This is a genomic window from Zhongshania aliphaticivorans (genome assembly GCF_001586255.1).
Classification (GTDB): domain Bacteria; phylum Pseudomonadota; class Gammaproteobacteria; order Pseudomonadales; family Spongiibacteraceae; genus Spongiibacter; species Spongiibacter aliphaticivorans.
This window is the reverse complement of record NZ_CP014544.1, coordinates 452,188-472,500: the sequence shown is the minus strand read 5'-3', so window position 1 is coordinate 472,500 and position 20,313 is coordinate 452,188. Positions and strand designations below refer to the sequence as shown.

18 protein-coding genes (1 of these 18 only partly in view) are annotated in these 20,313 nt (G+C 52.2%); 12 read left to right on the top strand and 6 right to left on the bottom strand.

Annotated features, from left to right (window positions below; genetic code table 11):
• A protein-coding gene (gene tyrS / locus AZF00_RS02005) for a tyrosine--tRNA ligase (RefSeq protein ID WP_062382908.1) crosses the window boundary here: on the bottom strand, positions 1–1,162 show its 5' portion. It extends 140 nt beyond the left edge of the window; the window shows 1,162 of its 1,302 coding nt (coding positions 1–1,162); the start codon lies at positions 1,160–1,162; the stop codon falls past the left edge of the window.
• Between the two features lie 247 nt (positions 1,163–1,409).
• On the opposite strand from tyrS, the gene AZF00_RS02000 reads away from it, so the two are divergent.
• Together AZF00_RS02000 and AZF00_RS01995 are read left to right on the top strand one after the other, a co-directional pair.
• Positions 1,410–2,747, top strand: coding sequence for a peptidoglycan DD-metalloendopeptidase family protein (locus AZF00_RS02000; RefSeq protein WP_062382905.1), 1,338 nt, complete (start codon positions 1,410–1,412; stop codon positions 2,745–2,747).
• A complete protein-coding gene (locus AZF00_RS01995) occupies positions 2,747–3,868 on the top strand; it encodes an anhydro-N-acetylmuramic acid kinase (RefSeq protein WP_062382902.1) in 1,122 nt (373 codons plus the stop codon). The genes AZF00_RS02000 and AZF00_RS01995 overlap by 1 nt, the downstream gene beginning before the upstream one ends.
• A gap of 13 nt (positions 3,869–3,881) precedes the next feature.
• Here AZF00_RS01995 and erpA read toward each other — a convergent pair whose 3' ends face one another.
• The 3 genes from erpA to AZF00_RS01980 all read right to left on the bottom strand — a co-directional run bounded on the left by erpA (position 3,882) and on the right by AZF00_RS01980 (position 6,820).
• The gene (gene erpA, locus AZF00_RS01990; RefSeq protein WP_008251315.1) at positions 3,882–4,235 is read right to left on the bottom strand and encodes an iron-sulfur cluster insertion protein ErpA; all 354 of its coding nucleotides are present in this window, start codon (positions 4,233–4,235) and stop codon (positions 3,882–3,884) included.
• A gap of 111 nt (positions 4,236–4,346) precedes the next feature.
• Positions 4,347–5,387 carry an N-acetyl-gamma-glutamyl-phosphate reductase gene (gene argC / locus AZF00_RS01985; protein ID WP_062382899.1) on the bottom strand — a complete coding sequence of 347 codons (1,041 nt, stop codon included), beginning with the start codon at positions 5,385–5,387 and terminating at the stop codon, positions 4,347–4,349.
• A gap of 26 nt (positions 5,388–5,413) precedes the next feature.
• Positions 5,414–6,820 (bottom strand): chloride channel protein, encoded by a 1,407-nt coding sequence (locus tag AZF00_RS01980; protein WP_231856180.1) that lies wholly within the window; start codon positions 6,818–6,820, stop codon positions 5,414–5,416.
• Between the two features lie 173 nt (positions 6,821–6,993).
• On the opposite strand from AZF00_RS01980, the gene hemJ reads away from it, so the two are divergent.
• From hemJ to AZF00_RS01955, 5 genes are all read left to right on the top strand, one after another.
• Positions 6,994–7,413 (top strand): protoporphyrinogen oxidase HemJ, encoded by a 420-nt coding sequence (gene hemJ / locus AZF00_RS01975; RefSeq protein ID WP_008251312.1) that lies wholly within the window; start codon positions 6,994–6,996, stop codon positions 7,411–7,413.
• 72 nt (positions 7,414–7,485) lie between these two features.
• On the top strand, positions 7,486–8,769 hold the full coding sequence (hemL, locus tag AZF00_RS01970; RefSeq protein ID WP_062382893.1) for a glutamate-1-semialdehyde 2,1-aminomutase: 1,284 nt from the start codon (positions 7,486–7,488) through the stop codon (positions 8,767–8,769).
• 9 nt (positions 8,770–8,778) lie between these two features.
• On the top strand, positions 8,779–9,789 hold the full coding sequence (gene hemB, locus AZF00_RS01965; RefSeq protein WP_062382890.1) for a porphobilinogen synthase: 1,011 nt from the start codon (positions 8,779–8,781) through the stop codon (positions 9,787–9,789).
• A gap of 83 nt (positions 9,790–9,872) precedes the next feature.
• A complete protein-coding gene (locus AZF00_RS01960; protein ID WP_062382887.1) occupies positions 9,873–10,610 on the top strand; it encodes a TIGR04219 family outer membrane beta-barrel protein in 738 nt (245 codons plus the stop codon).
• 137 nt (positions 10,611–10,747) lie between these two features.
• Positions 10,748–11,482, top strand: coding sequence for a hypothetical protein (locus tag AZF00_RS01955; protein WP_156474834.1), 735 nt, complete (start codon positions 10,748–10,750; stop codon positions 11,480–11,482).
• On the opposite strand, the gene AZF00_RS01950 is transcribed toward AZF00_RS01955, so the two are convergent.
• Positions 11,465–12,061: an NUDIX hydrolase gene (locus AZF00_RS01950; protein WP_008251306.1), complete on the bottom strand. Its 597-nt coding sequence runs from the start codon at positions 12,059–12,061 to the stop codon at positions 11,465–11,467. The two genes, AZF00_RS01955 and AZF00_RS01950, sit on opposite strands and share 18 nt — an antisense overlap.
• Before the next feature lie 106 nt (positions 12,062–12,167).
• On the opposite strand from AZF00_RS01950, the gene AZF00_RS01945 reads away from it, so the two are divergent.
• A complete protein-coding gene (locus tag AZF00_RS01945) occupies positions 12,168–12,608 on the top strand; it encodes a group III truncated hemoglobin (RefSeq protein WP_062382881.1) in 441 nt (146 codons plus the stop codon).
• Here AZF00_RS01945 and AZF00_RS01940 read toward each other — a convergent pair.
• Complete coding sequence (locus tag AZF00_RS01940; protein WP_008251302.1) at positions 12,599–13,759, bottom strand: pyridoxal phosphate-dependent aminotransferase; 1,161 nt, start codon at positions 13,757–13,759, stop codon at positions 12,599–12,601. The two genes, AZF00_RS01945 and AZF00_RS01940, sit on opposite strands and share 10 nt — an antisense overlap.
• Positions 13,760–13,975: 216 nt before the next feature.
• Between AZF00_RS01940 and dksA the strand changes: the two genes are divergently transcribed.
• The 4 genes from dksA to AZF00_RS01920 all read left to right on the top strand — a co-directional run bounded on the left by dksA (position 13,976) and on the right by AZF00_RS01920 (position 20,089).
• Entirely contained in the window at positions 13,976–14,413 is a 438-nt protein-coding gene (gene dksA, locus AZF00_RS01935) for an RNA polymerase-binding protein DksA (protein WP_008251300.1), read from the top strand.
• 59 nt (positions 14,414–14,472) lie between these two features.
• Positions 14,473–15,324 carry a tRNA glutamyl-Q(34) synthetase GluQRS gene (gene gluQRS / locus AZF00_RS01930; protein ID WP_082793642.1) on the top strand — a complete coding sequence of 284 codons (852 nt, stop codon included), beginning with the start codon at positions 14,473–14,475 and terminating at the stop codon, positions 15,322–15,324.
• Between the two features lie 260 nt (positions 15,325–15,584).
• Entirely contained in the window at positions 15,585–18,551 is a 2,967-nt protein-coding gene (locus AZF00_RS01925) for a sensor histidine kinase (protein WP_062382876.1), read from the top strand.
• A gap of 77 nt (positions 18,552–18,628) precedes the next feature.
• A complete protein-coding gene (locus tag AZF00_RS01920) occupies positions 18,629–20,089 on the top strand; it encodes a sigma-54-dependent transcriptional regulator (RefSeq protein ID WP_008251295.1) in 1,461 nt (486 codons plus the stop codon).
• The last annotated feature ends 224 nt before the right edge of the window (positions 20,090–20,313 follow it).

Genomic DNA, 20,313 nt, shown 5'->3' with positions numbered 1-20,313 from the left:
CCGCATTGCGCCCCAAAGCGTCTTTTATCTGCTTACCCGCCCCCATACCGATGTCAGCCAACAACTGAGTAAGCGGCCGATCAAGCAGCTCACTCCTATCTAGCATAGAGGTGGGCAAGCCATCTAATTGCAATTGCGCAAGGTCGCTTGCCGACAATTCGGCTAAATCACCAGAAAACAGCGCTTCAGTTATACGCTGCGCGCCAGCCAACTCCTCATCGCCATGTATTAGGCTCGTCATTTGCTCAGCGAGAATCCGCTGCGCACCTGGGCGACCCGCCTCTCTATCAGCCTGCTCTATCGCGTCGATCTCAACCAACGACAAAAACGTGAAGTAACGCAGGAATTTATATACATCGGCATCTGCAGTCCCCAACCAAAACTGGTAAAAGGCATAAGGAGAGGTTTTGGCTGGGTCAAGCCATACGGTGCCCGACTCCGTTTTACCAAATTTGGTGCCGTCAGACTTAGTCACTAAAGGCATGGTTAAACCATGAACCGCAACGCCGTGCTGACGACGAGTGAGATCTACCCCAGCAATAATATTGCCCCACTGATCCGAGCCACCCAGCTGCAGGGTGCAGCCATTACGTTTATACAGCTCGGAAAAATCCATGCCCTGCAATAAAGAGTAGCTGAACTCTGTAAAGGAGATCCCAGAACCCTCTCTATTAAGGCGCTGCTTAACCGACTCTTTGGCGATCATATTATTTATGGTGAAGTGCTTACCGATATCCCGCAAAAACTCCAGCGCCGACATTTGACCAAACCAGTCTAGGTTATTGACCACTTCTGCGGCATTCTCGCCACTATCAAAATCAATAAAACGCGACACCTGTCCTTTTAGTCTACCCGCCCAATTAGCGACGATATCAGGCGTATTCAATTGGCGTTCCTGAGCCTTAAAGCTTGGATCACCAATCAAACCGGTAGCACCGCCCACCAAGGCAATAGGCTTATGCCCTGCCTGCTGAAAACGTCGCAGCGCCAACAAAGGCACCAAGTGACCGATATGAAGACTGTCTGCTGTTGGATCAAAGCCACAATAGAGGGTGCGCATCTCACTGGACAAATACTCTGACAGACCATTTTCGCCCGTCATTTGCGCGACCAAACCGCGCGCTTCTAATTCCGTGAGCAATTCTGCATTTACCGCTGTCATACCGTCGACCTTTCATCAAAGGGAAAGCGCAAGCAACCTCTATATACGGCGCTTGCGATACCAAGAAACTGATTGAGAAGGCGGCAAGATACAACAACCAAACTGAAATGCAAACCGAGAAAAGCTGACATGCCGCCGCCCACAAGCTAGAATCTACTTTAACTTTCGGTTAATACGAACTTTAGCAGCCCTGTACATTTGTTATACTGAGCAAAAAATCACCAGCAAGGTATGAAGTAGCGAAACTATGCAGAACTGGATTACCAAACGGCATGCCATGCGCAAATCACCCGCTGGCAAGTTTCCCCGCCGCCATTTAGCACTGGCAGCATCGACGCTTATTGCCCTAGGGTTAGCACTACTCTTATTGCCGGGCGAAAATGCCGAGGCCAAGCGCACAGCAATCCCCCTCGACTTGGAACTCACACCCAGCAGAGTCAGCACTGCACCTGAAGTAGCGCCGGTTGTGGCAGAGCAAGCATGGAAGGAAATCCCGGTTAAAAATGGCGACTCTCTCTCCGCCATATTCAGTCGCGCCGACCTTAGCCCCCAAGACCTTCACGAATTATTGAGCAGCTCTACCAAAGCCAAGGCTCTGAATAAAATTCGGCCGGGACAAAAACTGTCTTTCAAAATTAGCGACGACGGCCAACTCGACGCAATGAGCTTCCAAATAGACAAGCTAAACAGCATTGTCTTTGAGCGCGGTGTAACCGGTTTCACCACCACCAAGATGACCGAAACACCAGAAATTCGTCAACGCGTTGCCAGCGCTACAATCACATCTTCCTTATATAGAGCAGCCCAAGATGCAGGCGTTAGCCAAGGCATTATTATGGAGCTCGCCAATATTTTTGGCGGGGTTTTAGACTTTGTCTACGACGTTCGCAAAGATGACTACTTTATTGTTATCTATGAAGAGCTGTACTTAAACGGTGAGTTACTGAGCAGCGGCCAAATTCTCGCGGCACAATACTTTAACCGCGGCAAATCCTTTGAGGCCTACCGCTACATCAACAAACAAGGCGAAGTAGACTATTTCTCCGAAGCCGGCGAAAGCATGCGCAAAGCCTTCCTGCGGGCCCCGCTGGATTTCACCCGCATCAGCTCGGGCTTTAACCCCAAGCGCCTCCACCCCGTATTTAAAACCGTGCGCCCCCATCGAGGTGTTGATTACGCTGCCCCCCGAGGCACTCCCGTTTACGCCGCTGGCGATGGCCGCGTCGCTGATGCAGGCTATTCAAAAGCCAACGGTAACTACGTGTTTATTAAGCACGGCGAAGCGTATATGACCAAATACTTGCACTTGCACAAACGCGCCGTATCGAAAGGCGATCGCGTTCGACAGCGGGAAACAATCGGCTGGGTTGGATCGACCGGTTACGCCACCGGCCCCCACTTACACTACGAATTTCTGCTCAACGGCGTGCACCGCAATCCAGCGACTATCGTAAAACAGTTGCCCGCACCCAAAAAAGTGGCCGATGGCGCCATGCCGGAATTCAAAGCGCAAATAGCTGGTATGCAGCTGCAACTCAGAACCTATGCGGCGCAGCGCAACTACACCGGCGTTGATGCAGGCTAATGAGCAAACATTACTATATTGGCTTAATGTCTGGCACAAGCTTAGATGCGATCGATGCCGCATTAGTTAGTTTCAACGCCGACCGCATCGAATTAGTACACAGCCTCTCAGCAACGCTACCCGCAACGCTCAAAACGCAAATTCTCGAACTCTGCGGCGGCACTGCTGACGAGATAGAATTACTAGGCAAACTTGATCGCGAGCTAGGCGAGCTCTTTGCCCAAACGGCTCTCGACTTGTGCCGATCCGCGGGAATCTCACCATTAGAAATACGCGCCATTGGTAGCCATGGCCAAACCGTTCGCCACCGGCCACCCGACGCGCAGCGCAGCAACGACTTGGCATTTACCCTGCAAATTGGCGACCCCAATACTATTGCCGAAATTTCGGGCATCACCACGGTTGCCGATTTCCGCCGCCGAGATATTGCCGCTGGTGGCCAAGGCGCTCCGTTAGTCCCCGCCTTTCACGTTGCCGCATTCAGCCAAGCAGGCATAGAGCGCTTGATTGTCAATATTGGCGGCATGGCGAACATTAGCCTCTTAAAGGCCGATGGCGAGGTAATTGGTTTTGACACCGGCCCCGGCAATGTCTTAATGGACAGCTGGATTATGCACTGCCAAGGTCATGCCTTTGATCGCGACGGCGCATGGGCGCAAAGCGGAAAACTGAATCAAGACCTCCTAGAGACCTTGCTACAAGATCCTTATTACGCGATGCACGGCCCCAAGAGTACCGGCCGCGAACAATTTAATTTGGCCCAGCTACTTAAAGCCCTAGAATCACTAGCAGACATAAGGCCGCCAGATGTTCAGGCGACATTACTCGAACTTACTGCGCGCAGTATTTGTGACGCGATCGACGAATGCAGCCAAAAGGATTCTGAGGTTTTTATTTGCGGGGGCGGCAGCGCCAATCAGGCGCTCTACTCTCGAATTCAAGCGCTCTTAGCTGATCATAAAGTGGCTACAACAGAAGCCCTAGGCATTCACCCCGACTGGGTAGAAGCTGCGGCCTTCGCCTGGCTGGCAAAACAGAATATTATGAGCTTAGCTGGCAATGTGCCCGCAGTGACGGGCGCCAAAGGACCGCGCGTATTAGGCGCGGTGTATCCCGGCTAAGGATACTGAGAAATCAAACCGAGAACGAAGAGCCACAGCCGCAGGTTGTGCTGGCATTGGGATTACTCACTACAAAGCGCGAACCTTCTAAGCCCTCAGTATAATCTAGCTGCGCACCGTCAATATACTGGTAGCTCAGAGGATCAACCAGCACCACAACACCATCTCGCTCTACCAAGGTATCATCTTCTTCAGCAAGCTCATCAAAAGTAAAACCGTACTGAAAACCCGAACAGCCGCCACCGGTAACAAACACGCGCAACTTCAGGTCGTCATTGGCCTCTTCAGCCACCAAATTTTTTACCTTCGCCACCGCCCGATCCGTTAAAGTCAGCACGGTGGGGGTAAATTGTTCAACTGCAGACATAGTCCACCTCACAAACCAACGACGCCGCTTGGCGTCGTAAATAGGGTGATTATCCAATTCCCGACTAAATCAGTCAAGAATTAACCGCCATTGCTTTTCTTAGAGCAAACCCTAGGGCAGTAACGCCAAGCCTTGCAAACCCATGGTTTCGGGTAAACCGAACATCAAGTTCATATTTTGAATCGCCTGACCCGAGGCACCTTTAACCAAATTATCGATTGCCGAGAGGACTACCAGCGTGTCCCTATTTTGAGGGCGATACAACGCGATGCGACACATATTACTACCACGCACCGTGCGCGTCTGAGGTGTACTACCCAGGGGCATCACATCGACAAAAGGGGCGTCGGCGTAGCGCTTTTCAAACAAAAACTGTATTTCATCTAAGGGCACCGCTGGGTCGATCATCTCAGCATACATGGTGGCGTGAATGCCCCGCACCTGAGGCAGTAGGTGTGGCGTGAACGTTAAACCCACTGGGCCTTTCGCCGCGAGCGCCAATTCTTGTTCAATTTCAGGCAGGTGACGATGACCGCCAACCCCATAAGCCTTAAAGCTCTCTGACAATTCAGTAAACAAATTATCGATCTTAGCCTGACGCCCAGCACCGCTAACCCCTGAGGCCGCACTGACAATTAAGCGACTAGGATCAACCAGCTTCTCTTCCAGTAGCGGGATGAGACCTAACTGCACCGCCGTAGGGTAGCAGCCAGGACAAGCTATTAATTTGGCGCTGCGAATTTTTTCAGCGTTGCGCTCGGGTAAGCCGTAAACTGCAGTGGCCAGAACATCCGGGCAAACGTGCTTTTCGTGATACCACTTAGACCACAAGTCAGCATTGGTGATACGAAAATCGGCCGACAAGTCGATAACACGGGTTCCCGCCGCCAGTAATTCTGGCACCATATTCATGGCAACATTGTGGGGCGTCGCGAAAAACACCACATCGCACGTCGCGAGCAACTTCACATCCGGCGTCGAGAAACGCAGATCCATTGCCCCGCGCAAACTGGGGAACAACTCATCAACAGCAACACCGTCTTCTGCACGCGAAGTAATCATAACCACTTCGGCCTCAGCATGAGTCGACAATAAACGCAGCAACTCCACGCCGGTATAACCCGTACCACCTACAATTCCGACTTTTAACACCTAAACTCTCCTTCATTCACCGAATATTATTTAGTGACCTGCGCTTCTTCTACCCGCGCTGCTGCCGGCGGCTCCGTTTTATCGCGAAGCAAATGCTCCCAGCCCCGCAGCAAATCCTTAGCCAATACATGATAGACCGGTTCTGGCATAATTAATTTCGAAACCGCCGTTGCCGTCAGCGCGCTCACCATTAGCGCCGGTAGTATATCGTGGTTATTGCCGGTCAACTCCAGCACAATCACAAAGGCTGTAATTGGTCGCTGCACAACACCCGCAAAGTAACTCGCCATACCCACCAAAATTAACGACACCGCGGGCACCTGCGGGAATAGCGTACCCATTGCAGAACCTAATTCCGCCCCCGCCGCCAAGCTTGGCGAAAAAATGCCGCCGGGAATACCACTAAAATAGGTTAGTAAGGTTGCCAGCATTTTGCCGGCAGCCGCAAGCCAGCTCGCCTCGTCTTCTCCCGCCAGTAACGCCTTAGCCTCCACATAGCCACTACCCATGGTTAAACCGCCAGACAAAATAGCCATCACCGCGAGCAGTAAACCAATGCAAAACGCGACCCGCAGCGGCCATTGCTGAACTAGCGGCGCAATGGCGCGATTACCCTGCACCAACAGCACACTAAACAAACCGCCCAACAAACCGCAAGCCACACTTATACCGATAATATAGGGGTAATAAGCAAACGGCATGGCGGAAACTTCTGGCACGCCAAAGTAGCTGTAATGCCCTGCAAAGGCCAATACCACCACCCCCGACAGAATAATTGCCATGATAAAGGTTCCGGTAGTGCGCGCCTCCATCGACTGCTGTAACTCTTCAATGGCAAATACAATACCCGCCAAGGGCGCATTAAAGGCCGCAGACACTCCTGCTGCACCGCCAGCAACAATCAAACTGCTTTCAACCTGACGCTGTTTTAGCTTTGCCCAGCAACCAAACTTATACATGATTGCCGCGCCAACGTGCACGCTCGGGCCCTCGCGCCCCACTGTTGCGCCCACCAGCAAACCTGCGCAAGTGAGCAAAACCTTTAACGTTGCCACTCGCAACGATAAAAACGGCCCCCGCAACCAGTGATAGCTTTGCTTATGGGCAAGCAAGACTTGTGGAATACCACTCCCCCGCGAGGCCTTCCCGCCTTTGTTCATCACCCACACAATCGCGACCAAGCCCAGTGGCGTAATCAGCAAAAACAGGTAGGGGTTATAGGCAAAAATAGTTTCAGTGAGGCCGTAGCTCTCTTCTGACAGCCACGCAAAGCTCTGAATGACCAAGCCAACGGTTAAGGCGCCCAACCAGAAAACTCCACGGGTTTTCCAGTCTTCAACCGTACCGAATTGACGACGTGTATGGCGATTGCCCAAAACCCACCACAGACGAAGCCTGCGAGCAGTTCGGGTGCGTTTCCTGTTAGTCGTCATAATATTAAGAGGCCTGTGCAGGCAGCAGCGCAAAAACCAACGCTAAGAATGAGATTCAGCACGAAAAAAACTTGCGGCGGGCCGCATTTGGCTAAGGGATATTGTATGCTAAATCACTTGGCACACCCAGCGCCGACACATGTAATTTTGCCACCCCAACAGGATACCCCCCGATGCTCTGGCTGAAGGCCTTTCATATCATTGCCGTAATCTGCTGGTTTGCCGGTATTTTTTACCTGCCCAGATTATTTGTTTACCACGCCATGAGCGAGGATCAAGCCACCCGCGATCAACTCAAAATCATGGAGCGTAAGCTCTATCGCTTTGTCACTCCCTTTGCCATTTTAACCGTGGTCTTTGGCGCACTCATGATTTATCAGCAGCCCAGCTATTATCTGCACGCCAGCTGGCTGCAGTTAAAACTGGTGTTTGTCGTCGGGCTGATCGCCTACCATCTGTATTGCGGCCACCTTGTTAAAGTCTTTGCCAGCGACCAAAATCAGCGCAAGCACGTATTTTATCGCTGGTTTAATGAAGCACCTGTTTTTGCACTATTTGCCATTGTGCTACTCGCCGTACTGAAACCCTTTTAAGGGGACGCTCGGCGCGGGATAATACCCGCATGCATTGCCAAATTTCCTTTCATTGATGACAAGAAGCCTTTTATGAGCAGCTCAGAACAATTATTCGAAGTCGCCCGTCGATACATTCCCGGCGGCGTTAATAGCCCAGTCAGAGCATTTAAAGCCGTTGGCGGCACGCCGCGTTTTATCGATCACGCCAAAGGCCCCTATTTATTTGACGTTGACGGCAAAAAGTATATCGACTACGTACTGTCATGGGGACCAATGCTACTCGGCCACGCCCACCCCGCCATCATTGCCAGAGTCACCGAGCAGTTACAAAAAGGCCTGAGCTTCGGCGCCCCCACCGAAATCGAAACCCAACTCGCCGCTAAAATTTGCGGCATCATGCCCGGCATGGACATGGTGCGCATGGTGAACTCCGGCACCGAAGCCACCATGAGCGCAATTCGCTTGGCCCGGGGCTACACCGGCCGCGACAAAATTATAAAATTTGAAGGCTGTTATCACGGTCACTCAGACTCGCTACTCATTAAAGCGGGTTCTGGCGCGCTTACCCTTGGCGTGCCCAGCTCGCCAGGTGTTCCGGCCGCCTTGGCAGAGCACACCATTACCCTCACCTATAACGACATTGAAGGTGTACAAGCTGCGTTCAAAGCATTCGGCGAGCAAATAGCCTGCATTATTGTGGAACCCGTAGCCGGCAATATGAACTGCGTGCCGCCGATTCCCGGCTTTTTAGAGTGCCTGCGCGAGTGCTGCGATCAAAGCGGCAGCGTACTGATTATTGATGAGGTGATGACCGGTTTCCGCCTAGGCCTGCAAGGTGCCCAAGGTTATTACGGTGTGACCGCCGACATTACCTGCCTAGGTAAAGTTATTGGCGGCGGCATGCCCGTCGCAGCCTTTGGTGGCAAGCGCGAAATCATGAATCATATTGCGCCCAGCGGGCCGGTGTACCAAGCAGGCACATTGTCTGGCAACCCCGTCGCCATGGCAGCGGGCTTATGCATGTTAGAACACATAGAAAAAGCCGGGTTTTACGAGCCACTTTTCCAGCAAACCGACAAATTAATTAAGGGCCTGCGCGAACGCGCTTCGGCCGCTGGCATCGCCATGACCAGCAACCATGTGGGCACTATGTTTGGGGTGTTTTTTACCGATGCCGAGCAGGTCACTAATTATCAGCAAGTCATGGCCTGCGATATCGAGCGCTTTAATCGCTTTTTCCACGGCATGCTTGAAGGCGGCGTTTATCTGGCCCCGGCGTCTTACGAGGCCGGCTTTTTATCCGCCGCTCACAGCGACCAAGATATTGCCGACACCCTGGATATAGCCGAACGCGTTTTCGCCAACTTAAACTGAGAGCCAGCTATGAGCAAGTCACTCCACCGCGGCGCCTTCCCCGCCACTCGCATGCGGCGCCTACGCGCAAATGATTTCTCGCGGCGTTTAATGCGCGAAAATCAGCTTACTGTTAACGACTTAATCTACCCCATGTTTGTTTGCGAGGGCAGCAATGAGCGCCAAGCCGTCGGTTCCATGCCGGGCATTGAGCGTTTAAGCATCGACTTACTGGTCGCCGAAGCCAAGCAGTTAACCGCGCTGGGCATTCCCGCAATTGCCCTGTTCCCCGTGGTTGGCGCCGACAAAAAGTCCTTATTCGCGGAAGAGGCATACAACCCCGACGGTTTGGCGCAGCGGGCTATCAAAGCCATTAAAGACGCCGCGCCAGAACTCGGCATTATCACTGACGTTGCCCTCGACCCCTACACTACCCACGGCCAAGACGGCATTATTGACGCCAGCGGCTATGTACTCAATGACCGCACCGTCGAAACCCTGTGCAAGCAGGCGGAAGCCCAGGCCAATGCCGGCGCCGATATCGTTGCCCCCTCAGACATGATGGACGGCCGCATCGGCGCCATTCGCCATACCCTTGAGAGCAACGGTCACATCAACACCTGCATACTGAGCTACGCCGCCAAATACGCCTCGGCCTATTACGGGCCCTTTCGCGACGCCGTCGGATCAGCGGGTAATCTCGGCAGTGGCAATAAATACAATTACCAAATGGACCCCGCCAATAGCGACGAAGCCCTGCACGAATGCGCGTTAGACCTTGCCGAAGGTGCTGACATGATTATGGTCAAACCCGGCATGCCCTACCTCGACATAATTCGCCGAGTGAAAGACGAGCTGGCAGTACCCACTTACGCCTACCAAGTGAGCGGCGAGTACGCCATGCACTGCGCGGCATTTCAAAATGGCTGGCTCGACAAAAACGCGGTCATGGCTGAGTCCTTACTCGCCTTTAAGCGCGCTGGCGCCGACGGCATTCTGACCTATTTCGCCAAGGACATGGCATTATTACTGAACAACTAGTATTTACCCTGTAACAGACAGGTACTATGGTTGAAACAACGCGAAATAATTAAAGTATTAAAAAATACCAAGGGGAATAAATCATGCAAAAAAGACTTATCGCACTGGCCATACTTGCCGCTAGCGCTTCAGTAAGCAGCCAGGCCGATATTGTTGGCGCTACCGCCGGCGCCTATATGTGGAAGCAGAGCTGGGACGGTGATGTGAAAGCGGGCTCAGACAGCATCGACATGAATGATGATCTTGGCTACGACGATGAAACCGGTAAAAGTTTTTATGTTGCGCTAGAACACCCCGTACCGATTCTGCCGAATATTCGCCTGCAAAGCACTGATCTTGATATTAGCGAAAAAGGTACATTGACTAAGCCCTACACCTTTGACGGCAAAGTCTATACGGTAGGCGAAGAGGTTCAATCAACCACCGATCTAAGCCATATCGACGGCACTTTTTACTACGAGATTCTCGACAACTGGGTAAATCTCGATGTCGGCTTAACGGTAAGAATGTTTGACGGCGAAGTGAGCATTAAAGGCGCCAGTGGTGAAGGCGCTATCGAAATCGACGCACCGATTCCCATGGCCTATGTAAACGCCCGCTTTGAATTGCCGTTAACCGGCTTATACGCCTCAGCTCTTGGCAATGTTATTGCCTACGGCGACAATAAAGTCACCGACATGACGCTTGCACTAGGCTATGAACTTGGTATTTTGGGTCTTGAGCTGGGCTACCGCAATTTTGACGTGCAGCTAGAAGACGACAACGAAGAAGCCAATGTGACTGTTGACGGTTACTTCCTTGGCCTGGTGATCGATATTTAAAACCGGCCGAACACAACGACAAAGGGTGTAGCGCTGGCTGCACCCTTTTTTATTGGCCCCATTAAAATACCCGTCTAAGCAGTATATTATTGGCCTTTGCGTCAACCAAACCAAATCAAACAGTTCGAGGAAAGCCATTGAAGATCGCGGTCGCCATTTTTAGCTTACTCTTTAGTGCGACCACCCTCGCCTGCGAATGTCTGTGGCAGGGGCCCTTTAAAGACGTTTATACCGACGCCGATCTCGTCGTATATGGCGAAGTGGAACGCAGCCAGGGCAACGGCTTTGATTTAAACATCAAAGAAATTATTCATGGCAGCGACTACCGCGAGCAAATTCGAATTTGGGGTAAAAAAGACAATTTATGCCGCCCCGAGGCCAAAGAGTTCCCCCCCGGCAGCCAATGGATTATGGCGCTACAGCGCATCGACAACCCACCAGAAGACGCCTTCAATCCGTTCAAGGCCAATATCAGCTTTGGTCGCCAAGACGACTTTAGTCTGTCGAGCTGCGGAGTTTACTGGCTTCCGGTAAAAGAACAGCGAGTGTCTGGCAATATTCTTGATGGCTCGCGCTGGCAATACCTCGACCCCAAGAAAACCCCAGTGATTATGGCGGTGTTTAAAGCATGGTTGCAAAAACTGCTGCCAGACGAGGCCATCACTGAAGCTGCGAGACCCCAAAGCGAGGCGCGCAAATTACTCAACGAGACGAAAATGTTTCTATGGGAAGATCAGCGCAACCTCCTTCCCGAGCCGGAGCAAGAAAGCGACGAGCAATTCAGCCCGGTGCGGCCAGATCTTCGCTCTGGCTTAGAGGCCAATGGTGCAATCGACAACACCAGCGACCAAAACTCAGATCAAGCCGAGTAGCTCATCGAGCATTTTCAGCGACATACCCCAGATCCGGCGTTTTTCATAAAAATAACAGGGGAGGACCATATGTAATTTGCCCCGCCCCCACTCCATTGTCTCGCGATTACCGCTCGTCATCAAAAACCGCAGCGGCACCCACACGGCCTCAGCGACCTCGTGGTTTGGCTCAATACTGACCGCTGTGTGCAAGCGAAAAACATAGGGGGTGACGACCATAGGCTGACGACCAGAATGCGGTCGACTCACGATGTCAGACAATCGACCAATGCAGTGCCCGGCCTTGTCGAGATAAATACCGGTCTCTTCTTCGGTTTCGCGAATAGCGGTGCGCAATCCCGTCACATCTTGCCGATCCATACGACCGCCGGGAAACGCCATATGCCCAGACCACGGATCGCCCTCGCGATCGGCGCGCTTAATCATCAGTACTTCAATATGATCGTCTAGCTCACGTAATATCAGCGCCACGGCTGAACGTTTCACCCAGCGCCGCCACCAGCGCTGACGAGGTTTAAAACCATCTAATCGCGTTATTATTTGCTGCAGAGCAAGCGCTTCTTCGCTGCTTCTTTTCAAAGCCTACTCCTCTATTTTGCTGCACGAATCCTCGACCGCTAAGCCGCACCCAGTTGGGCAAACAGTATATGATACGCTCAGGCCAACTTTGCTTAATAACGACATTATGACTGACAAGCGCACGCAAGACATCTGCAGCCGCAGCGATATCGAAATACTACTCAGGCACTTTTATGAGCAGGTACTCAACGACGAGATAATTGGTTTTTATTTCACCGATATCATGCCCTTTTCGCTAGAGCACCACCTACCGAAAGTCACTGATTTTTGGGTGCAGCAATTGCTGTCGGAACGGGTTTATCACGGTGAGTTATTTAAACGTCATCAACAGCTCCACCAGCAAGCGGCGTTGAGCCCACACCACTTTCACCGCTGGCTGCATTTACTCAACCTCAGTATTGACGCGCAATTTTGCGGCCCACGCTGCGACGCCATGAAACAGCGCGCCACCGCGATCGCCCAGTCTATGGCCACCGCCCTCGCCGAGCATGCAGATAAGCCCTCTGATGAGCTAGGCGTGCAATTCTACGACAAGCCTCAGCCGTAAAGCTTACGCAAACGCGCCACGCCCTCAACCAAACGCGGCATGCCCGTGGTATACGCAAAACGCACATGCTCGTCAGCGCGGTAGCGCCCAAAGTCCTCGCCTGGGGTAATCGCGATACCGTGATCCTCAAGCAGTGAACGACAAAACTCTGGGCTCTTCATCTTAAAGCGTTTAATTCCGGCATAAAGGTATAAGGCCCCATCCGGACAATGGGGAATTTCAAATCCTAGACTCCGGAGCTCCGGCAGCAAATAATCCCGACGCTGAGCAAATTCATCTCTACGTTCATTGAGGATAAGCCGCGTCTCGGGTTCGAATGCCGCCAGCGCCGCATGCTGAGCCATAGTCGACATAGAGATAAACAAATTCTGAGCCAACTTCTCCAGTTCGGGCACGGCCTCTTCCGGTGCAACCAGCCATCCCAAGCGCCAGCCAGTCATACCAAAGTACTTAGAAAAACTATTAATAACAAAAGCTTGATCGGTAATAGACAAAATACTCGGCGCATCTACGCCATAATTCAGACCATGGTAGATCTCATCGACAATTAAATAACCCTCTTTGCGCTCGCACAGGCTGTGCAAATCGCGCAACTGCGGCGCGGTGAGTATTTCCCCACTCGGATTGGCTGGTGAAGCAACCATAATGCCCTTAGTATTAGCCTGCCAGTGCTGCTCAGCTTTTTCTGCACTGAGCTGAAAGCGATCTTCCGGCCCCACTGGCACCAACTGGCCCTCGCCCTCCACCAAACGTAAAAAATGGCGGTTGCAGGGGTAACCGGGATCCGTCATCAACATGCCATCACCGGGATTAATTAATAAACCCGCCAACAGTAACAATGCGCCAGATGCCCCGGGGGTAATCATAATTCGCTCGGGAGCAATATCTAAACCGTGATCCTGCTTATAGTATTTGGCAATTGCTTGACGCAGCGCAGGAATACCCGCCGCAGGGGTATAACTCGTCTCCCCCCTATCTAACGAAGCCTTGGCGGCGCGAATAATCGGCTCAGCGCTACTGAAATCGGGCTCCCCCGCCTCCATATGAATAATATCTCGCCCCGCAGCCGCCAGTGCCTTAGCGCGGGTCAGCACCTCAACCACTCGAAACGGCTCAATATCAGCTAAACGACGCGCAAAGGATTTACTCACCTATACTCTTCCTATGACCAAAAATAGGAGTGTAACTTTATCCCTTGCGGCTTAACATCATCACAACAGCGTAATGAAATGTTGCGATCACGCCTTTATGCGCAATTTCGTGTGGCGTAGCTGGCCCATATCTGGTAGTTTTGCCGATTTGGCGGCACAGCGTCGCCGCGCATGCCCGCGGCTTGCGGTTAACGGCTTGTAAAAAGAGGGCCAACCATGCCTGCACAGCAGAGTACACCTGAGAATTTGAAGACCTTCGTTCCTTACGTAGAAAAAAAGGGCGAAGAGTATATGAACGACAAGCAGAAGGAACACTTCCGCCAGATCCTGCTCAATTGGAAAGCAGAATTAATGGAAGAAGTGGATCGTACTGTGAGTCATATGAAGGACGAAGCAGCTAATTTTCCTGACCCTGCAGACCGCGCCACACAAGAAGAAGAGTTTAGTCTTGAACTCCGAACCCGTGACCGCGAACGCAAACTAATCAAGAAAATCGACTCGACCATCAATTTAATTGACGAAGACGATTACGGCTACTGCAATACCTGTGGTGTTGATATCGGTATCAAGCGTTTAGAAGCACGCCCTACGGCAACGCTATGCATAGACTGCAAGACCCTTGATGAAATCAAAGAACGCCAGGAACGCGGCTAAAACGGCTGGGCGGCTCGCCGCCCACACCCCCCTGAATGTCACCCCCTTATAGCGCGTATATGGGCCGGTTTGCGCCGTCGCCCAGCGGGCCACTGCATATTGGCTCACTCGTTACTGCACTGGCCAGCTATTTAGACGCCCGCGCCAATCGCGGCCAATGGCTGCTGCGTATGGAAGACATTGACCCACCTCGAGAGCAAGCGGGTGCCGCGCAGCAAATCATCAACAGCCTCATTAGTCATGGCCTAATATGGGATGGCGACATCTTCTGGCAAAGCCAGCGTAGCGCAGCCTACGATACTTATTTGCAACAGCTTCTCGACAACAACCTTGCGTATTACTGTAACTGCTCCCGTCGCCAGCTTGCACCTAAGCATGGCTTACACATTGGCGCCTGCCGCCATCCGGGCAGCCCCGGCAGCTCAGCTATTCGCCTGCGCACGCCCAATGAAACGATCCACTTTGAAGATCGCATCCAAGGCAACCAAAGTCGCGCCCAAGCGGACATCGGCGACCCGGTCTTAAAACGCAAAGACGGCCTCTATGCCTACCAGCTCGCTGTTGTGGTCGACGATGCCGAACAGGGAGTTACCGATATCGTGCGCGGGGTTGATTTGCTCGATGCCACTGCCTGGCAAATTCACCTACAAAACACCCTTGGCCTACCACCGGTGCGCTACTGCCACATACCTGTCATTGTTGGTAGCGACGGCCACAAACTTAGCAAACAAAGCTTCGCCCCTGCGCTCGATGACAGTCGCGCCACCGACAATCTCCGCAGCGCACTGCACTATTTACAGCAAAGCCCGCCCCCCGACACCCTCACCGATAGCACTGCCTTACTAACGTGGGCCACCGCGCACTGGCGCCCCCAAGACATCCCCGCCAGCAGGCACATCGATGCCGTTTAACAACACAATATAAGCACCACCATGCGCAGCATGCTTTGCAGTTTACCCGCACCTCCAGTAACATCATGCCGACAGTGAACGCGTCTCGGTCGCCATGCAAATTCAATCTCCCCTGCTTTTATTATCAATTTTTGCTTTTGTGTATGCCCCAACGATGGGCCGCTGGCTCTATGAAGGCAGCAATCTCTGGTATCGCCACCATTTAATTTGGCTATTTGTTATTGGCTTTGTGTTTATCAGCCTCCGTCAGCGACACCACAATGACCTTTAGTATCAACACCCTGTTTTTAATAGGGCTTAGCTATTTACTGCTCCTTTTCGCCATCGCCTACGCTGCAGAACGTCGTCTACTGCCCAGTAAAATTATCAACCATCCCGCTACCTATGTTCTGTCTCTGGGGATATACGCCAGTGGCTTTGCCATCTATGGCGCCGTGGGCTTTGCTAAGAATTACGGCTACAGCTTCCTGAATTATTATATCGGCCTGTCCGCGGCGATGATTTTATTGCCCATAATGCTTCTACCCATCCATCGCATATGCAAAAACTACCGCCTGAACTCACTCGCCGACCTGCTAAGTTTTCGCTTTCGCAGCTCCTGGGTGGGCTCACTGGTCACACTCTTTACCGCCATCGCTATCTGGCCACTGCTCGCCATTCAAATACAAACCGTTTCGGAATCGACCCTTATATTGAGTTTAGGCCACGCGCTGAGCCAGGAAGACGATGGCTACCGAAGGCTTACCGCTCTCGGTTTTTGCGTGATTATCACGGCATTCACTATTTTATTTGGCTCGCGCAATCTGACCTCCAAAGATAGCCACCGCGGTTTACTCACCGCACTGGCCTTTGAATCGCTCGTTAAAATGTTTGCCCTGCTGCTGGTGGGCATTATCAGCACCTATGCCGTATTTGGTAGTTTTGACGGCCTACAAAGCTGGCTAGACAGTAGCCCTGATGTTTTGGCCTCGCTCAACAAGCCCCAAGCCGCCGACAGCAATCGCTTGATGCTGATTATGTTTTTTGCTGCCGCCGTGTGCATGCCCCATATTTTTCATATGCTCTTTTCGGAAAATCCCAGCGCAAAAAACCTCGCCACCGCGAGCTGGGGCCTACCGCTGTTTTTACTGATCATGAGCTTGCCAGTATTGCCCATACTCTGGGCCGGAAGCGCCCGGGGAATAGCGCTGCCAGCAGACTACTACGCACTTGGCCTGTCTCTCGAAATTGGTAAACCCTGGCTGTCGGTGCTGCTTTATTTGGGAGGCTTATCGGCCGCCAGCGGCGCCATCATTGTCACCACCTTGGCACTGGCCTCGATGAGCCTCAATCATCTCGTATTGCCGGTATTGCGCCCAAAAAGCTCAAAAGGCCGCGATATCGACATATACCGCTGGCTACTCACCACACGCCAACTGCTGATTTGCGTCATCATTCTTATTGGCTTTGTATTCTATGAACTAATCGGTGCATCGCAAAGCCTCAGCCGCTTAGCCATGACCTCAGCCAGCGGCTGCGTCCAGTTTCTGCCCGGCGTATTGGCCGTGCTGTATTGGCCTAAAGCAAATCGCAACGGCTTTATCAGCGGTTTATGTGCAGGCTTTAGCCTCTGGATAATAGGCATCATTTTGCCCATGTTTAGCGGTGTTCATCCCAGCTTTTTAGAGCACCTTTATTTATACCCCATTGAGCGAGATCAATTCTGGGTAGTCATCACTGGACTATCGCTGGCCCTGAATGGCATTGTTTTCATTATCGTGTCGTTACTTAGCGAAACCTCCGCCGAAGAGCGCCGCGCCGCCGAAGCCTGCACGATCGACGACCTAAATCGCCCCAGCCGCCACTCCCTGAACTTACACCATGCGGGTGAAATAAAATTGCGCTTACAAGACGCACTCGGCGACCGCGCCGCCACGCAAGAATTCAAGCGCGCGCTCGACGAGCTGCAAATGAATGAGCAGGAAACCCGACCCTACGCCCTGCGCCGAATTAGAGACCGAATAGAAGTCAATCTTTCCTCGCTGGTTGGCCCCTCCAGTGCTCGCCGCGTAATAGATCGCGCCTTGCCCTATACCGATAATCTCATGGGCGACAGCGAAGACATTACCTATATTGAAGAACGGCTTGAGAACTACCAAACTCACCTCACTGGCCTAGCCGCCGATTTAGACAGCCTACGCCGCTACCACAGACAAACCCTAGAAGACTTGCCCATCGGCGTGTGCGCCCTTGGTCGCGACCAAGAGATACTGTTGTGGAATATGTCCATGGCCGATATTACTCACATCAACGCCAATACTGTTACCGGATCTCGCTTAGCAGGGCTACCCGAACCTTGGTCAACATGCCTGCAAGACTTCTTAGCCAGCAGCGACCTACACCGTAGCAAGTTCAGCGTTGAAACCGACAATGGTCTGCGCTGGCTAAACTTACACCGCACCGAATCGCAAATGCTTGGCCGTGACGAATTGATAGTCGTGGTTGAAGATATCACCGACACTCAGTTGCTGGAGCATGAACTTACGCATCAAGAGCGCCTAGCCTCGATTGGTCGCCTGGCCGCCGGCGTCGCCCACGAGATCGGCAACCCGGTAACCGGAATCGCCTGCCTGGCCCAAAACCTGCGCTACGAGAGTGACAACGCGGACACGCTGGAAGCCGCCTCACAAATCGTTAAGCAAACCCAGCGCATAAGCAGTATTGTGCATAGCCTGGTTAATTTTGCCCACACCGGCCGCCAAGACCCGACCCAAGCTACCGAGGCGGTATCCGTGCGCAACTGCGTGAGCGAAGCCGTGCAGCTCTTAAGTCTCGACCCCGAGGCCCGCCACATTCACTACAACAACAACTGCCCCGAGCATATTATTGTGGCTGGCGACAATCAGCGCTTAATGCAGGTGTTCATCAATTTGCTCTCTAATGCTCGCGATGCCAGCCCCGAAGACGGCATGATCACCGTGGATGCCGAGGCTGAACAAGACAGTGCCCACATTACCGTGACCGACCACGGCAGCGGGATAGACGAGAAATTACAGAAGCAAATATTTGAACCGTTTTTTACCACCAAAGAGCCAGGTAAAGGCACTGGTCTCGGCTTAGCGCTGGTTTATAACATTATCAGCGATCTTGGCGGCGATATTAGTATTGAGAGTCCGGTACCGGAATTTAGCCAATCCGGCACCCGATTTCACATCCACCTCAGACTGAACCACCCTGAGGTACTCTAGAAATAATTGGCTGATCGCGTTATGTTGTTCGGTTACACATATCGACGCATTGCCCGTACCCAGCAACGGAGAGAATTATGCCCAGAATCCTTTTAGTCGAAGACGAAGACGTTATCCGTCTAGCACTGCGTCGCCTATTAGAACGCAATGACTATCAGGTGGACGAAGCCGATTCGGTTGCAAAAGCACTGAGCACCTACAAAGTTAACGATTACGACTTAATTATCAGTGACTTACGCCTGCCTGGTGCCCCCGGAACAGACCTTATCAGCAAAACTGACGCACCCGTGCTGATTATGACCAGTTACGCCAGCCTCAAATCTGCGGTCGACTCCATGAAAAAAGGCGCTATCGACTATATTGCCAAGCCCTTTGACCACGACGAAATGCTAGAAACCGTCGAGCGCATCATTCTCAGCACCGCAAAAGAGAACACCCCAGGCGACAAGCCGGAACCCAGTAGCAGCCAGCGCAAACAGATCGCCGACGCTAACGGCATGATTGGCAGCTGCAAAGCCATGCAACAACTCTACGATCACATTCGCCGCGCCGCGCCCACTGACGCGACCATTCTGGTACACGGCGAAACCGGCACCGGTAAAGAGCTCGTGGCCAGAGCGATACACAACCAGAGCGCCAGAGCGACTAAAGCTATTATCTGCGTAAACTGCGCCGCGATCCCGGAAACACTGATTGAGTCGGAGCTATTCGGTTATGAAAAAGGCGCGTTTACCGGCGCCAACGCTAGTCGAATTGGCCTAATTGAGGCCGCCGACGGCGGCACCTTATTCCTGGACGAAATTGGCGAATTGCCCCTTGAGGCCCAAGCCCGACTCCTGCGCTTTATCCAAGAAGATGAAATTCGTCGTATCGGCTCCGTGGAGTCCAGCAAGGTCAATGTTCGTCTTATTTGCGCCACCCACCGCGACCTCAAGGAAATGGCTCACGCTGGGCGCTTCCGAGAAGATCTGTACTATCGCATCAACGTCATGAAACTGGAGCTACCGCCCTTAAGAGAGCGCGGCAAAGACATTCTTGAACTCGCCGAAGCCTTGCTCAAACACCGCTGCGAAAAAATGAAAAAGCCCCTAATGCACTTTAGCCCCAAGGCTATTCAGGCAATCACCACCTATATTTGGCCCGGCAATATCCGCGAATTGGAAAATGCCATCGAGCGCGCCGTAATCCTGTGCGATCGCAAAGAGATTGATAACGAATTACTCGATATCGACCTCGAACTTGTCGACATTGGCCAAATTAGAGGCCGCAGCAACGAATTTAACAATCGCCCTGGCAGTGTTAACAACAATGGCGCAATTGAGCGTAAAGATAACCGCAACAAGCCGAGTCGCGCCAATGATCCCAGCGAAGACTTATCCCTCGAGGACTACTTCCAGCGCTTTGTTCTCGAGCACCAAGACTCCATGAGCGAAACGGAGCTAGCGCAAAAGCTCGGTGTTAGTCGCAAATGCCTATGGGAACGCCGCCAACGACTGGGCATTCCGCGCAAAAAAGTGGCCGCCAGAAGCAACGCCTAAGAAGCCATGAGCACCGTTACCCAATCCAACGGAATGTAACAAAGAGCGTTTACTAGGGTAACAAGTCACAAATATGTAAGGGGTTTCCACGACGAGGAAAATACCTAAGTGATTGAAATAAAAAGATTTTCAAAACATGGCACGGCATATGCTCTCTTTAGGTACAAACAACAATAAGAAAACAAAATAATAATAAGAAAAGATAAACAATAATAATAATACAA

Excerpts from the sequence above, each read along its gene's own strand:
- AZF00_RS01995 (WP_062382902.1), top strand. The coding sequence starts at position 2,747 with ATGAGCAAACATTACTATATTGGCTTAATGTCTGGCACAAGCTTAGAT.
- AZF00_RS01925 (WP_062382876.1), top strand. The coding sequence starts at position 15,585 with ATGACCTTTAGTATCAACACCCTGTTTTTAATAGGGCTTAGCTATTTA.
- AZF00_RS01920 (WP_008251295.1), top strand. The coding sequence starts at position 18,629 with ATGCCCAGAATCCTTTTAGTCGAAGACGAAGACGTTATCCGTCTAGCA.
- dksA (WP_008251300.1), top strand. The coding sequence starts at position 13,976 with ATGCCTGCACAGCAGAGTACACCTGAGAATTTGAAGACCTTCGTTCCT.
- AZF00_RS02000 (WP_062382905.1), top strand. The coding sequence starts at position 1,410 with ATGCAGAACTGGATTACCAAACGGCATGCCATGCGCAAATCACCCGCT.
- gluQRS (WP_082793642.1), top strand. The coding sequence starts at position 14,473 with ATGGGCCGGTTTGCGCCGTCGCCCAGCGGGCCACTGCATATTGGCTCA.
- AZF00_RS01980 (WP_231856180.1), bottom strand. The coding sequence starts at position 6,820 with ATGACGACTAACAGGAAACGCACCCGAACTGCTCGCAGGCTTCGTCTG.
- AZF00_RS01960 (WP_062382887.1), top strand. The coding sequence starts at position 9,873 with ATGCAAAAAAGACTTATCGCACTGGCCATACTTGCCGCTAGCGCTTCA.
- hemJ (WP_008251312.1), top strand. The coding sequence starts at position 6,994 with ATGCTCTGGCTGAAGGCCTTTCATATCATTGCCGTAATCTGCTGGTTT.
- hemL (WP_062382893.1), top strand. The coding sequence starts at position 7,486 with ATGAGCAGCTCAGAACAATTATTCGAAGTCGCCCGTCGATACATTCCC.
- erpA (WP_008251315.1), bottom strand. The coding sequence starts at position 4,235 with ATGTCTGCAGTTGAACAATTTACCCCCACCGTGCTGACTTTAACGGAT.
- hemB (WP_062382890.1), top strand. The coding sequence starts at position 8,779 with ATGAGCAAGTCACTCCACCGCGGCGCCTTCCCCGCCACTCGCATGCGG.
- AZF00_RS01945 (WP_062382881.1), top strand. The coding sequence starts at position 12,168 with ATGACTGACAAGCGCACGCAAGACATCTGCAGCCGCAGCGATATCGAA.